The 13,721-nt window shown below is 54.3% G+C and carries 12 protein-coding genes; 9 read left to right on the forward strand and 3 right to left on the reverse strand.

The features are described from left to right. Positions 1–16: 16 nt before the first annotated feature. Positions 17–841, reverse strand: coding sequence for a MurR/RpiR family transcriptional regulator (locus AC0LWE_RS10215; protein WP_219347430.1), 825 nt, complete (start codon positions 839–841; stop codon positions 17–19). 166 nt (positions 842–1,007) lie between these two features. On the opposite strand from AC0LWE_RS10215, the gene AC0LWE_RS10220 reads away from it, so the two are divergent. The 3 genes from AC0LWE_RS10220 to queE are packed head-to-tail and all read left to right on the forward strand — an operon-like array spanning position 1,008 to position 3,996. Then, entirely contained in the window at positions 1,008–2,564 is a 1,557-nt protein-coding gene (locus AC0LWE_RS10220; RefSeq protein ID WP_219347431.1) for a PTS transporter subunit EIIC, read from the forward strand. Beyond that, positions 2,561–3,271 (forward strand): N-acetylmannosamine-6-phosphate 2-epimerase, encoded by a 711-nt coding sequence (locus AC0LWE_RS10225; protein ID WP_219347432.1) that lies wholly within the window; start codon positions 2,561–2,563, stop codon positions 3,269–3,271. The genes AC0LWE_RS10220 and AC0LWE_RS10225 overlap by 4 nt, the downstream gene beginning before the upstream one ends. A gap of 53 nt (positions 3,272–3,324) precedes the next feature. After that, positions 3,325–3,996, forward strand: a complete 672-nt coding sequence (queE, locus tag AC0LWE_RS10230; protein ID WP_059177673.1) for a 7-carboxy-7-deazaguanine synthase QueE — start codon at positions 3,325–3,327, stop codon at positions 3,994–3,996. A 32-nt stretch (positions 3,997–4,028) separates the two neighbouring features. On the opposite strand, the gene queD is transcribed toward queE, so the two are convergent. Then, entirely contained in the window at positions 4,029–4,394 is a 366-nt protein-coding gene (queD, locus tag AC0LWE_RS10235) for a 6-carboxytetrahydropterin synthase QueD (protein WP_096759542.1), read from the reverse strand. Positions 4,395–4,755: 361 nt separating this feature from the next. Between queD and cysJ the strand changes: the two genes are divergently transcribed. From cysJ to cysH, 3 genes are read left to right on the forward strand one after another with little or no spacing between them, the layout of a single operon-like run. Continuing rightward, the gene (gene cysJ, locus AC0LWE_RS10240; RefSeq protein WP_202667650.1) at positions 4,756–6,561 is read left to right on the forward strand and encodes an NADPH-dependent assimilatory sulfite reductase flavoprotein subunit; all 1,806 of its coding nucleotides are present in this window, start codon (positions 4,756–4,758) and stop codon (positions 6,559–6,561) included. Beyond that, complete coding sequence (gene cysI, locus AC0LWE_RS10245) at positions 6,561–8,273, forward strand: assimilatory sulfite reductase (NADPH) hemoprotein subunit (protein ID WP_015960219.1); 1,713 nt, start codon at positions 6,561–6,563, stop codon at positions 8,271–8,273. The genes cysJ and cysI overlap by 1 nt, the downstream gene beginning before the upstream one ends. Before the next feature lie 13 nt (positions 8,274–8,286). After that, positions 8,287–9,021, forward strand: a complete 735-nt coding sequence (cysH, locus tag AC0LWE_RS10250; protein ID WP_131486206.1) for a phosphoadenosine phosphosulfate reductase — start codon at positions 8,287–8,289, stop codon at positions 9,019–9,021. Positions 9,022–9,339: 318 nt separating this feature from the next. Here the strand turns inward: cysH and AC0LWE_RS10255 are convergent, their stop codons facing one another. Further along, on the reverse strand, positions 9,340–10,383 hold the full coding sequence (locus tag AC0LWE_RS10255; RefSeq protein WP_202693867.1) for an aminopeptidase: 1,044 nt from the start codon (positions 10,381–10,383) through the stop codon (positions 9,340–9,342). A gap of 362 nt (positions 10,384–10,745) precedes the next feature. Here AC0LWE_RS10255 and cysD point away from each other — a divergent pair, with 362 nt between their 5' ends. Genes cysD through cysC form a run of 3 tightly spaced genes read left to right on the forward strand, consistent with a single transcriptional unit; the run spans position 10,746 to position 13,696 of the window. Then, positions 10,746–11,654, forward strand: coding sequence for a sulfate adenylyltransferase subunit CysD (gene cysD / locus AC0LWE_RS10260; RefSeq protein ID WP_015960216.1), 909 nt, complete (start codon positions 10,746–10,748; stop codon positions 11,652–11,654). Positions 11,655–11,663: 9 nt separating this feature from the next. Further along, the gene (gene cysN, locus AC0LWE_RS10265; RefSeq protein WP_219347433.1) at positions 11,664–13,091 is read left to right on the forward strand and encodes a sulfate adenylyltransferase subunit CysN; all 1,428 of its coding nucleotides are present in this window, start codon (positions 11,664–11,666) and stop codon (positions 13,089–13,091) included. Beyond that, a complete protein-coding gene (gene cysC, locus AC0LWE_RS10270) occupies positions 13,091–13,696 on the forward strand; it encodes an adenylyl-sulfate kinase (protein ID WP_216980991.1) in 606 nt (201 codons plus the stop codon). Before cysN ends, cysC begins: the two co-directional genes overlap by 1 nt. Positions 13,697–13,721 lie beyond the last annotated feature (25 nt).

Raw genomic sequence — 13,721 nt, forward strand, 5'->3', positions numbered from 1 at the left:
TTTTTTTATGCCTGCGTTACAACAGTAGCGGAAGCGTCGCGCTGGCCGTTTGCTGACTGGCATCACCGTATCGATCGTCCAGTGAAATCAAGGTCATTGCCAGAAGCTCTACAAGCAGCATCACGCCGACTTTGGTATTCAGCGCCCCGGCGCTGAGCGGGCCTTCTGGCTTTGCAGCCACCAGCAATATATCGCTTAATGAAGTCAGCGGACTGCGCGGGGTATTGCTCAATGCCAGCACCTGCGCGCCACGTTTTCGCGCGAGTTTTACGACGTGTAAAAGATCCCGCGTCGAGCCGGAACTCGAAATAGCCACCACCAGATCGTCAGACGTTAAGGTCGTCGCATTCATCGAAGCACGATGCATATCACTAAATAGCTGTGCCGACTTGCCAAGACGAAGCAATTTGTAGTGCAGGTAATCACCGATAATGGCGCTTGCCGCCACGCCATAGATGTATACGGAGCGCGACTGGTGTAATGCCTGAGCGGCTTTTAACAAAATTTCCCGGTCGAGCAGACGAGAAGTATCCTGTAGCGCCAGAATCGACTCTTCGACGATTTCGTCAATCTCATCGCCTTTCTTTACGGGTACATGCTCACGCTTAACATCCAGCGCCAGCGCCATTTTAAATTCGGTATATCCCTTACACCCTAGCGTGCGGCATAGCCGCGTCACGCTCGCTTCGCTGGTGTCGCTTTCACGCGCCAGCTCGGTAATCGTCAGGTAGAGCACTTTAGAAGGATCGTTCAGGATAAACGATCCTAACTTTTGCTGCGTAGGGCTGTATCCAGAGACGCCCTGGCGCAGCCTGAGCAGCAGATTTTCATTTTCTGACATGCCTGATCCTTGATGCGTTTTTCTAGCGCTAGTGTGGCGGAAAGCGGGGGAAAGATGCCAGTCATTTTAAAAAAGTATGATCCCTCTCTGCTTTTGTGATGATAATTTTCATTTTATATATTTATTGTGGTAAAAATTTTCATCAGTTAAAGAGAGAGTGAAAATCATGATGCAAATGTTCAGCGGTGCCTCATCAGGGGCGTGGTTTGAAAAAGCCCAGCGTTTTGGTAAGTCGTTTATGTTACCCATCGCCGTATTGCCTGCGGCGGGTTTACTGTTAGGTATTGGCGGCGCGCTATCAAATCCGAACACGCTTACGGCCTATCCGTTTCTGGATATCGGCTGGCTGCAGGCCATTTTCACCATTATGAGCAGCGCGGGTTCGATTGTTTTTGCAAACCTGTCGGTGCTGTTTGCGGTTGGCGTCGCGGTTGGTCTGGCGAAAACGGACAAAGGCACGGCTGGGCTTGCAGCATTGCTCGCGTTTCTGGTGATGAATGCCACCATCAATGCCTTGCTGATTCTGACCGGCAAACTCGCGCTGGAAAATCCCGGTGCCGTAGGGCAGGGAATGACGCTTGGCATTCAGACGCTGGAGACCGGCGTCTTTGGTGGGGTGGTGATTGGTCTTGTCACCTGCACTCTGCATCACCGCTTTAATAAAATCGCGCTACCGCAGTTCCTCGGCTTCTTCGGCGGCTCACGCTTTGTGCCGATTATCAGCTCCCTCGCCGCCATCGTCGTCGGCGCGGCGATGACGGTCGTATGGCCGCATTTTCAGAAACTGATCTTTGGACTGGGCGGCCTTGTGGATGCCACGGGTTATCTCGGCACATTGCTGTACGGTTTTATTCTGCGCATGCTAGGCCCGTTCGGTTTGCACCATATTTTCTATCTGCCTTTCTGGACGACGGCGCTCGGCGGCAGTGAGATCGTGAACGGTCATCTGGTCGAAGGCACGCAGCGGATCTTCTTTGCGCAACTGGCTGACCCGAATACCCAACAGTTTTACCTCGGCACGTCACGCTTTATGTCCGGACGCTTTATCACCATGATGTTTGGCCTGCTCGGGGCGTGTCTGGCGATGTATCACACCGCCAAACCTGAGAATAAAAAGCGCGTAGCGGGGCTGTTAATTTCCGCAGCGTTGACCTCTTTCCTGACAGGGATTACCGAGCCGATTGAGTTCTCGTTCCTGTTCGTGGCACCGGTGCTTTATGTCATCCACGCTTTATTCGATGGACTGGCATTTATGCTCGCCCACATTCTGCATATCACCATTGGCCAGACGTTCTCCGGTGGTTTTATCGATTTCATTCTGTTTGGCGTTCTGCAAAGCGAGGCCAAAACGAACTGGATGTATGTCCCGCTGGTCGGCGTGCCGTGGTTCTTCCTCTATTACTTCACCTTCCGCTTCATGATCACGCGTTTTGGCTATGCCACGCCGGGGCGCGAAAAAGAGGCGGTGGTCGAAAGCACCCTCCCGCAAAGTGAACGCGCGGCGGCGGTGATTGCAGGGCTGGGCGGCAAAGACAACCTGGACGAGGTGGATTGCTGTGCGACGCGGTTACGCGTGACGGTCAAGGATGGCGGAAAGGTTAATGAGGCCGCGCTGAAAGCCACTGGCGCACGCGGTGTAATCGTCCGCGGTAACGGCGTCCAGGTGATTTACGGCCCGCATGTCACCATTATCAAAAACGAAGTGGAAGAGATTTTATCGTGAAAAAGACTGTACTGGATGTATTGAAAGGCAAATTAATCGTCTCCTGTCAGGCGCTGGAAAACGAACCGCTGCATAGCCCATTCATTATGTCGCGCATGGCGCTGGCCGCAGCGCAAGGTGGCGCGGTAGCGATTCGGGCCAACAGCGTGGTAGATATCGCTGCCATTAAACAGCAGGTGTCGCTGCCGGTGATTGGCATCATTAAGCGAGATTATCCGGGCAGCGAGGTCTTTATTACCGCTACGCTCAAGGAGATCGATGAACTGATGACGGTGAATCCGGAAATTATCGCGCTGGACGCCACCGCCCGACCGCGTCCGGATGGCGAAACGCTGGAGTCATTGGTGGGGAAAATCCGGTCCCACTATCCGTCGGTGCTGTTAATGGCCGATATCGCCACCCTTGCGGAAGCGAAAGCGGCACAAGCGCTGGGGTTTGACTGCGTGGGCACCACGCTATACGGCTATACAACGGAAACACAGAGCCATTCGCTTCCTGAAAATGACTGTGAATTTTTACGAGACGTGGTGGCTGCCGTCAGTATTCCTGTGGTGGCTGAAGGCAATGTCGACACGCCTGAGCGTGCTGCGCGCTGTCTTGCGCTGGGGGCTCATACGGTTGTTGTCGGGGGCGCCATTACGCGTCCTCAGCAAATCACGACACGTTTCGTCGCGGCGATTGAGGCACACAGCACCGATCGGGCATGAAACATCGGCGGGGATCTGCGATAATTAACGATTATCCCCAAAGTGAGATGACTATGCAGTACCCGATTAACGAGATGTTCCAAACCCTGCAAGGCGAGGGTTACTTCACTGGCGTTCCTGCTATTTTTATTCGTTTACAGGGATGCCCGGTTGGCTGTGCCTGGTGTGATACCAAACATACGTGGGACAAACTGGCAGATCGGGAAGTATCGCTGTTTAGCATTCTTGCCAAAACCAAAGAAAGCGATAAATGGGGAGCCGGGAGTGCTGAAGATCTGCTGGCGATTATTGGTCGTCAGGGCTGGACAGCGCGCCACGTTGTCATCACCGGCGGTGAGCCGTGCATTCACGACCTTATGTCGCTGACCGATTTGCTGGAAAAGAACGGCTACAGTTGCCAGATTGAAACCAGCGGTACGCACGAAGTGCGCTGCTCTCACACCACCTGGGTTACCGTATCGCCAAAAGTGAACATGCGCGGTGGCTATGATGTGCTTTCGCAGGCGCTTGAGCGTGCCGATGAGATTAAACATCCCGTTGGTCGCGTGCGCGATATCGAAGCGCTGGATGAACTGCTGGCGACGTTGACCGATGAAAAGCAGCGAATCATTGCCCTGCAGCCGATCAGTCAGAAAGACGATGCGACGCGTCTGTGCATTGAAACCTGTATTGCCCGCAACTGGCGGTTGTCGATGCAGACGCACAAGTATCTGAATATTGCCTGAAAAAAAGCCCGGTTAATTCGCCGGGCTTTTTCTTACTCTCCGCGATACACGCAGCCTGCGGTACACGTCTCTTTGATCATCACCGAGCTTAACAGCGGCACCCGCGGTTTCATCTGATCCCAGATCCATTTTGCCAGCACTTCGCTGGTGGGGTTTTCCAGTCCGGGAATGTCATTCAGATAGTAGTGATCGAGGCGATCGTACGTCGGCTTGAACGCCGCTTTCAGTTCGGAGAAGTCCATAATCCAGCCAGTGTGTGGATCGACTTCACCGGTAATCTCAAGACGCACCATAAAAGAGTGTCCGTGCAGACGGCCACATTTATGCCCTTGCGGGACATGCGGGAGGTGGTGGGCGGCTTCGAAGATGAAATCTTTAAACAGTGTGGTGGACATCATGTGCTCTCAGTAGTGCGGAAAAAACCGCCGCATAGTACCGGAAAGCACATTTTTAATCATTAACTAAAACGGCCATCCACCATTGCGGGGTTGCGTTGGGCAAATTTAAGGAATTTTATGGTTATATTTCAGTCAGTTGCTTAACCAGTTTTGTTGTTAACAACCATGACTAAAACAGGTTAGTTCTTTTGGTTATTTGTTATTTCCATCCCTTCTTTAATTGTTATTATCCCCGCCGTTAACCTTATCTTCAGTTTGGATTTTATGCCCGTCATACTTCGGTTGTCGCTGCTTGGCTGCAACTCGAACTATTCAGGACATATTACTTGAAGTCCGCTTTGCTACTGGAACATAACGACGCATGACAACACAGGCCCCACCTTCGAATTTGCTTCCTCTGAACCCGGAGCAACTGGCGCGCCTTCAGGCGGCCACCACTGATTTTTCGCCCACGCAGCTTGCCTGGGTTTCCGGCTATTTCTGGGGAATGCTCAATCAGCAACCTGGGGCGGTCGTGAATGCGCCAGCCGCAGCGGTTGAAATTCCGGCGATTACTGTTATTTCTGCTTCGCAAACGGGCAATGCCCGACGCGTCGCGGAAGCGCTGCGTGACGATCTGCTCGCCGCCAAACTGAACGTGAACCTGGTGAACGCCGGGGATTATAAATTCAAACAAATCGCGTCAGAAAAACTGGTGGTGGTTGTCGCATCTACGCAGGGCGAAGGCGAACCCGCTGAAGAAGCGGTTGCGCTGCATAAATTCCTGTTCTCCAAAAAAGCGCCAAAACTCGATGGCACCGCGTTTGCCGTCTTTGGTCTGGGCGACACGTCCTATGAGTTCTTCTGTCAGTCCGGTAAAGATTTCGACAGCAAACTGGCGGAACTGGGCGCTGAGCGTCTGCTGGATCGCGTGGATGCCGACGTTGAGTATCAAGCCGCGGCAGCCGAATGGCGCGCACGCATTGTGGATGTGCTGAAAGCGCGCGTGCCGAAAGATACGCCGGCGCAGGCGGCGATCAGTGCTTCAGGTGCGGTCAATGAAGTCTCTACAAGCCCGTACACCAAAGAAGAGCCGCTGGTTGCGAGCCTGTCCGTAAACCAAAAAATTACCGGTCGCGACTCTGAAAAAGACGTTCGCCATATCGAAATTGATCTGGGTGATTCCGGTTTGCGTTACCAGCCGGGCGATGCGCTTGGCGTGTGGTATCAAAACGATCCTGCATTAGTGAAAGAGCTGGTTGAACTGCTGTGGCTGAAAGGCGACGAGCCGGTCACGGTCGAAGGCAAAACGCTGCCGCTTTCCGAAGCGCTGCAGTGGCATTTTGAGCTGACGGTAAACACCGCCAATATTGTCGAGAATTACGCCACGCTGACCCGCAGCGAAACTCTGCTGCCGTTGGTGGGCGATAAAGCTAAGCTACAGCATTACGCGGCGACCACCCCGATTGTCGATATGGTGCGATTCTCTCCGGCACAGCTGGACGTCGATGCTTTAGTCGGTCTGCTGCGCCCGTTAACGCCGCGCCTCTATTCCATTGCTTCGTCTCAGGCGGAAGTGGAAAGCGAAGTGCATATCACTGTGGGCGCCGTACGCTTCGATATCGAAGGTCGTGCGCGGGCGGGCGGGGCATCGAGTTTCCTTGCCGATCGCGTTGAAGAAGAGGGCGAAGTCCGCGTCTTTATTGAGCATAACGACAACTTCCGCCTGCCAGCGAATCCTGAAACGCCGGTCATTATGATTGGTCCTGGCACGGGGATCGCGCCGTTCCGCGCGTTTATGCAGCAGCGTGCAGCCGAGGAAGCGCCTGGTAAAAACTGGCTGTTCTTCGGCAATCCACACTTTACGGAAGATTTCCTTTATCAGGTTGAGTGGCAGCGCTACGTCAAAGAGGGCGTGCTGAACCGCATCGATCTGGCCTGGTCACGTGACCAGAAACAAAAAATATACGTACAAGACAAACTGCGCGAACAGGGCGCAGAGCTGTGGGCGTGGATCAATAATGGTGCCCACCTTTATGTCTGCGGCGACGCCAATCGCATGGCGAAAGACGTTGAGCAGGCTTTGTTGGAAGTGATTGCCGAATTCGGTGGTATGGATATCGAATCGGCGGATGAATTTTTAAGTGAGCTGCGCGTAGAGCGCCGTTATCAGCGAGATGTCTACTAATGAGCGAAAAACACCCCGGCCCACTGGTGGTCGAAGGCAAACTGACTGATGCCGAGCGCATGAAAGTTGATAGCAACTATCTGCGCGGCACCATTGCCGAAGATTTAAACGACGGTCTGACCGGCGGTTTCAAAGGTGATAACTTCCTGCTGATCCGCTTCCACGGTATGTATCAGCAGGACGACCGCGATATTCGTGCGGAACGTGCTGAACAAAAGCTGGAGCCGCGTCATGCGATGCTGCTGCGCTGCCGTCTGCCGGGTGGGGTTATTACCACTAAACAGTGGCAGGCGATTGATAAATTCGCACATGACAACACGATTTACGGCAGCATTCGTCTGACCAACCGCCAGACCTTTCAGTTTCATGGCATTCTGAAAAAGAACGTCAAGCCGGTCCACCAGATGCTGCATTCCGTCGGGCTGGACGCGCTGGCGACTGCAAACGACATGAACCGTAACGTGTTATGTACCTCTAACCCATATGAGTCAGAGTTACACGCCGAAGCGTATGAATGGGCGAAGAAGATCTCCGAGCATCTGCTGCCGCGCACCCGCGCGTATGCGGAGATCTGGCTCGATCAGGAAAAAGTCGCGACCACCGATGTCGAGCCGATTTTGGGTCAGACCTATCTGCCACGTAAATTTAAAACCACGGTTGTCATTCCGCCGCAGAATGATATCGATCTGCACGCCAACGACATGAACTTCGTGGCGATTGCGGAAAACGGTAAACTGGTTGGCTTTAACCTGCTGGTGGGGGGTGGTCTGTCGATTGAGCACGGCAACAAAAAAACCTACGCCCGCACGGCGAGCGAATTTGGCTATATCCCGCTGGAGCACACGCTGGCCGTGGCCGAAGCGGTAGTCACCACGCAGCGCGACTGGGGCAACCGTACCGATCGTAAAAACGCGAAAACCAAATATACGCTGGAGCGCGTCGGCGTAGAGACGTTCAAAGCGGAAGTCGAACGTCGCGCGGGGATCACGTTTGAGCCTATCCGTGCGTATGAATTTACCGGTCGCGGCGATCGCATTGGCTGGGTGAAAGGTATCGACAATAAATGGCACCTGACGCTGTTTATCGAAAACGGCCGTATTCTGGATTATCCGGGTCGTCCGCTGAAAACGGGTCTGCTGGAGATTGCTAAGATTCATAAAGGCGAGTTCCGCATCACTGCGAATCAGAACCTGATTATCGCCGGCGTGCCGGAGAGCCAGAAAGCGAAGATCGAGAAGCTGGCGCGCGAGCATACGCTGATGGATGGCGTTAAGCCGCAGCGCGAGAACTCAATGGCCTGCGTGTCATTCCCAACCTGTCCGCTGGCGATGGCAGAAGCTGAGCGTTTCCTGCCGTCATTCACCGATAAAGTGGAAGCGGTACTGGCGAAACACGGTATTCCGGATGAGCATATCGTGATGCGCGTGACGGGTTGCCCGAACGGCTGTGGCCGCGCGTTGCTGGCCGAACTTGGCCTGGTGGGTAAAGCGCCGGGTCGTTACAACGTGCATCTTGGCGGCAACCGCAGCGGAACGCGTATCCCGCGTATGTATCGCGAAAACATTACTGAACCCGAAATTCTCGATTCACTGGACGAGCTTGTCGGGCGCTGGGCGAAAGAGCGTGAAGCGGGTGAAGGCTTCGGCGACTTTACGGTGCGTGCGGGCATCATTCGCCCTGTGCTCGATCCCGCCAGAGATTTTTGGGAATAAAAGAGAGGTTGCTATGTCCTTACTCGATCTGAATGCCCTTAACGATTTACCGAAAGTGGAACGCATTCTGGCGTTGGCAGAAACCAACGCCAAACTGGAAAAACTGGATGCCGAAGGACGCGTAGCGTGGGCGCTGGAAAATTTGCCAGGTGAGTATGCGCTCTCATCAAGTTTTGGTATTCAGGCTGCGGTGAGTTTGCACCTGGTGAACACGATCCGCCCGGATATTCCGGTGATCCTTACGGATACAGGCTATCTGTTCCCTGAAACCTATCAGTTCATTGATGAGCTGGCGGAAAAGCTCAAGCTGAACCTGAAAGTTTATCGCGCGGAGCAGAGTGCGGCGTGGCAGGAAGCACGCTACGGCAAACTGTGGGAGCAGGGCGTTGAGGGCATTGAGAAATACAATGAGATCAACAAAGTCGAGCCGATGAATCGGGCGCTCGAAGAGCTGAATGTGAAAACGTGGTTTGCAGGTCTGCGTCGCGAGCAGTCCGGCAGTCGTGCCAGTTTGCCGGTGTTGGGCATTCAGCGCGGCGTGTTCAAAGTGCTGCCGATTATCGACTGGGATAATCGTACGGTTTATCAGTATCTGCAAAAGCATGGGCTGAAGTACCATCCGCTGTGGGATCAGGGCTATCTGTCTGTGGGCGACACCCACACCACGCGGAAATGGGAGCCGGGAATGGCGGAAGAAGAGACGCGATTCTTTGGACTGAAGCGCGAATGTGGATTGCACGAGGGATAATTTTTCCCTCACCCTAACCCTCTCCCAAGGGAGAGGGAATCACCCGGAACTCTCTTTTCGCTTCACTCACTGGGAGAAGGACTAGGACGAAGCTGTCTTTTCTCGTCTCCCAAAGGAGAGGGAATCACCCGGAATTCTCTTTTCGCTTCACTCACTGGGAGAAGGACTAGGACGAAGCTGTCTTTTCTCGTCTCCCAAAGGAGAAGGAATCACCCGGAACTCTCTTTTCGCTTCACTCACAGTGAGAAGGACTAGCACGAAGCTGTCTTTTCTCCCTCTCCCTGTGGGAGAGGGGCGGGGTGAGGGCATCAGACTACGCTACCCTTTCCCAGCTTTTGCCAACTCTTTGACCAGCGGTAGCATCACTTTCACCACGTCGCGGGTGCGACGCTCAATGCGTTGCGGGAGCGCTGCGTCAATGTACTGTTGGTTATCGAGTCGCACGTCGTGCCAGCTCGTGCCGTCCGGGAACGTTTTCGATTTTGCCCGCTGCTGATACCCATCTTTTTTGCCCAAAGACCAGTTGGTCGCTTCGACGTACAGCACCGGGATTCCCGCTTTATCAAACGTTTCACCGTCGGTACAACACCCCGTGCCTTTTGGGTAATTCGGGTTGCGTCCTGGATTAATCGCCGCCTGAATGCCCTGACCACGCGCAATCGCCAGTGCGCGATCGCGCGTGAGCTTGCGTACGGAGTTTGGCGTCGTCTTGCCGCTGTTGAAATAGAGTTTGTCACCCACGATCAGGTTATCGAGATTAATCACCAGCAGGGTATTTTTCTTTTCAGCCGCGCTCATACGGTTAAGCAGGTTTTCCGCACCGAGTTTGCCCTCTTCTTCGCCGCTGGTGGCGACAAAACGAATGCCGTAGTGCGTCGGGATATTTTTCAGACGTTCAGCCAGCTCAAGCATGACGCCCAAACCCGCTGCGTTATCGTCCATTCCCTGTAGCGTCAGGCCGCCGAGATTATGATCGGTGTCCTCATCGCTCATAGGCGCGAAGGTATCCAGGTGCGCCATGATGATAATCTGCTGCGCCGTTTTACCTTCATGCGCAGCAATGACCGTACTGCCCGTCACGTTGTGCCAGTTTTTACTGTTGTTGCGCGAGGTATAAATGTATCGGCTGTGAAAGGCGCGGATATCGCTCTGGTAGCCCATGTCGGCAAACTGTTGGCGCAGATAATCAGCGGAGAGCATTTCTGCTGGCGTGCCGGTCATCCTTCCCGGAAAAACGGTGGCGATGTGGCGCGCCTGTGTTGAGGCGATTTCACCGAAAGAGTTTGCTGTTGCGTGAGCCGGAAGAATAAAGCAAACGCCGAACGCCAGGGCAGCGATACGGTGGCGCATTGCGGAAAACATAGTGAGTCCTTAAAAATCGGAGCTAATTTTAACTCGCCTAGTATGAAACTGTGATCGCGCTTACACAATTTCATTTGCTCTTAAACGCCCGATATTCCGCGTGTTAAGCACTTTTTGATATGAGCTTTTCCAGGTCGTTATTCCATTGAGTAACTACTCATTCCAATTCGTAATTTCATTCACCCTGAGTCGCCCCCTATAGTCCCACTATTCCTGTTTGTGAGTGAGTTGTCACATCGCGCACTGTCCGTCTGTATCAAAGCCCGTCTGGGGCTTGCGACCGACACCGTTAATACCGTGAACATCTTGCCAAAAATGCCCCCATGCCCGCCCTGAATGTGGCGGGAGAATAAGGAACGGTTATGGACCAAAAACGACTTACCCACCTGCGGCAACTCGAAGCAGAAAGCATTCATATCATCCGCGAGGTGGCTGCCGAATTCTCCAATCCCGTGATGATGTATTCCATCGGGAAAGACTCCAGCGTGATGCTGCATTTGGCGCGTAAAGCGTTTTATCCGGGCACACTGCCTTTCCCGCTGCTGCATGTGGATACCGGCTGGAAATTCCGTGAGATGTATGAATTCCGCGACCGTACGGCTAAGGCCTACGGCTGCGAACTGCTGGTGCATAAAAACCCGGAAGGCGTGGCGATGGGGATCAACCCCTTTGTGCACGGCAGCGGTAAGCATACCGACATCATGAAAACCGAAGGGCTAAAGCAGGCGCTGAATAAATACGGCTTTGATGCTGCATTTGGCGGCGCGCGCCGCGATGAAGAAAAATCGCGTGCCAAAGAGCGTATTTACTCTTTCCGCGATCGCTTCCATCGCTGGGACCCAAAAAATCAGCGCCCTGAGCTGTGGCACAACTACAACGGCCAGATTAACAAAGGCGAAAGCATCCGCGTGTTCCCGCTCTCCAACTGGACCGAGCTGGATATCTGGCAGTACATCTATCTGGAAAATATCGACATTGTTCCGCTGTATCTGGCGGCAGAGCGCCCGGTGCTGGAGCGCGACGGCATGCTGATGATGATCGATGACGATCGTATTGATTTGCAGCCTGGCGAAGAGATCAAAAATCAGATGGTGCGTTTCCGTACCCTCGGCTGTTGGCCGCTGACCGGCGCGGTGGAGTCAAACGCGCAAACGCTGCCGGAGATCATCGAAGAGATGTTGGTCTCCACCACCAGCGAGCGGCAGGGGCGCGTCATTGACCGCGACCAGGCCGGCTCAATGGAGCTGAAGAAACGCCAGGGTTATTTCTAAGGAGCCGCCATGAATACCACGATTGCACAACAAATTGCTGATGAGGGCGGCGTCGAAGCCTATCTGCACGCTCAGCAGCACAAAAGCCTGCTGCGTTTTCTGACCTGTGGCAGCGTCGATGACGGCAAAAGCACGTTGATTGGGCGTCTGCTGCATGACACCCGTCAGATTTACGAAGACCAACTCTCCTCGCTGCACAACGACAGCAAGCGTCACGGCACGCAGGGCGAAAAGCTCGACCTGGCATTGCTGGTGGACGGCCTTCAGGCTGAACGCGAGCAGGGCATTACCATTGACGTGGCGTATCGCTATTTCTCCACCGAGAAGCGCAAATTTATCATTGCCGATACTCCAGGCCACGAACAGTACACCCGTAACATGGCGACCGGGGCCTCAACCTGTGAACTGGCGATTCTGCTGATGGATGCGCGCAAAGGCGTGCTCGATCAAACGCGCCGCCACAGCTTTATCTCTACGCTGTTAGGGATCAAACATCTGGTCGTTGCGGTTAACAAAATGGACCTGGTGAACTTCAGCGAAGAGGCGTTCGAAGAGATTCGCCAGAGCTACCTGACGTTTGCCGAGCAGTTGCCTGGTCATCTGGATATCCGCTTTGTACCGCTTTCGGCGCTGGAAGGGGATAACGTCGCTTCTCAGAGCGCCAATATGCCGTGGTACAGCGGCCCAACGCTGCTGGAAGTGCTTGAAACCGTCGAAATACAGCGCGTGGTGGAAAACCAGCCGATGCGTTTCCCGGTGCAATACGTGAACCGTCCGAACCTCGATTTCCGGGGTTTCTCCGGCACAATCGCGTCTGGCACGGTTAAGGTCGGCCAGCGCGTCAAAGTCCTGCCGTCAGGCGTGGAATCGGCGATTACCCGTATTGTCACCTTTGACGGTGACTTGCAGGAAGCGGGTGCCGGTGAAGCGGTGACGCTGGTGCTGAAAGACGAGATTGATATCAGCCGTGGCGATCTGCTGCTGGATGCTGAGGAAAGCGTCCCTGCCGTGCAAAGCGCGTCGCTGGACGTGGTGTGGATGGCGGAGCAACCGCTGACCGCGGGCCAGAGCTACGACGTTAAAATCGCAGGTAAGAAAACGCGAGCACGCGTAGACGGTATTCAGTATCAGGTGGACATCAACAGTCTGGCGCAGCATAAGGCGGAAGAATTGCCGCTGAACGGCATTGGCCTGGTGGATTTCACCTTTGACGAACCGCTGGTGCTGGATAAATACCAGCACAATCCGGTCACCGGTGGTCTGATCTTTATCGACAGGCTGACGAACGTCACCGTGGGCGCAGGGCTGGTGAACGAACCACATCTGCAGGCCAACGCGACGCCGTCAGAATTCAGCGCGTTTGAACTGGAGCTGAATGCCCTGGTACGCAAGCACTTCCCGCACTGGGGCGCGCGCGATCTGCTGGGAGGCAAGTGATGGCGGAGCATGATGAGAACGTCGTCTGGCATCCTCATCCGGTGACGGTCGCTCAGCGCGAACAACTCCACGGCAACCGTGGAGTTGTGCTGTGGTTTACCGGGCTTTCTGGCTCCGGTAAGTCGACGGTTGCAGGCGCGCTGGAAGAGGCCCTGCATAAGCAGGGCGTTAGCACCTATCTGCTGGACGGCGACAATGTGCGCCATGGCCTGTGCAGCGATTTGGGGTTCAGCGATGACGACCGGAAAGAGAACATTCGTCGCGTCGGTGAAGTGGCGAGCCTGATGGCCGATGCGGGGCTGGTGGTGCTCACGGCGTTTATTTCACCGCACCGCGCGGAACGCCAGATGGTGCGCGAGCGCGTCGGAGAGAATCGGTTTGTCGAAGTCTTCGTCGATACGCCGCTGGCAATCTGCGAAACGCGCGATCCGAAAGGGCTGTACAAAAAGGCGCGTGCCGGAGAACTGAAGAATTTCACGGGGATTGATGCGGTTTACGAAGCGCCTGAATCGCCAGAGATTCACCTGGATGGTCAACAATTGGTAACAAATTTAGTAAGCCAATTATTAGACCTGCTCCGACAGGACGATATTATCAGATCCTGAGACGGTATCGGATAGTGAGCTATCC

The sequence above is a fragment of the Lelliottia sp. RD5 genome (genome assembly GCF_056032945.1).

Coding starts and splice junctions, on each gene's coding strand:
- AC0LWE_RS10220 (WP_219347431.1), top strand. CDS start 1,008: ATGATGCAAATGTTCAGCGGTGCCTCATCAGGGGCGTGGTTTGAAAAA.
- cysN (WP_219347433.1), top strand. CDS start 11,664: ATGAATACCACGATTGCACAACAAATTGCTGATGAGGGCGGCGTCGAA.
- AC0LWE_RS10255 (WP_202693867.1), bottom strand. CDS start 10,383: ATGTTTTCCGCAATGCGCCACCGTATCGCTGCCCTGGCGTTCGGCGTT.
- cysI (WP_015960219.1), top strand. CDS start 6,561: ATGAGCGAAAAACACCCCGGCCCACTGGTGGTCGAAGGCAAACTGACT.
- cysC (WP_216980991.1), top strand. CDS start 13,091: ATGGCGGAGCATGATGAGAACGTCGTCTGGCATCCTCATCCGGTGACG.
- queD (WP_096759542.1), bottom strand. CDS start 4,394: ATGATGTCCACCACACTGTTTAAAGATTTCATCTTCGAAGCCGCCCAC.
- cysD (WP_015960216.1), top strand. CDS start 10,746: ATGGACCAAAAACGACTTACCCACCTGCGGCAACTCGAAGCAGAAAGC.
- cysJ (WP_202667650.1), top strand. CDS start 4,756: ATGACAACACAGGCCCCACCTTCGAATTTGCTTCCTCTGAACCCGGAG.
- cysH (WP_131486206.1), top strand. CDS start 8,287: ATGTCCTTACTCGATCTGAATGCCCTTAACGATTTACCGAAAGTGGAA.
- AC0LWE_RS10215 (WP_219347430.1), bottom strand. CDS start 841: ATGTCAGAAAATGAAAATCTGCTGCTCAGGCTGCGCCAGGGCGTCTCT.
- queE (WP_059177673.1), top strand. CDS start 3,325: ATGCAGTACCCGATTAACGAGATGTTCCAAACCCTGCAAGGCGAGGGT.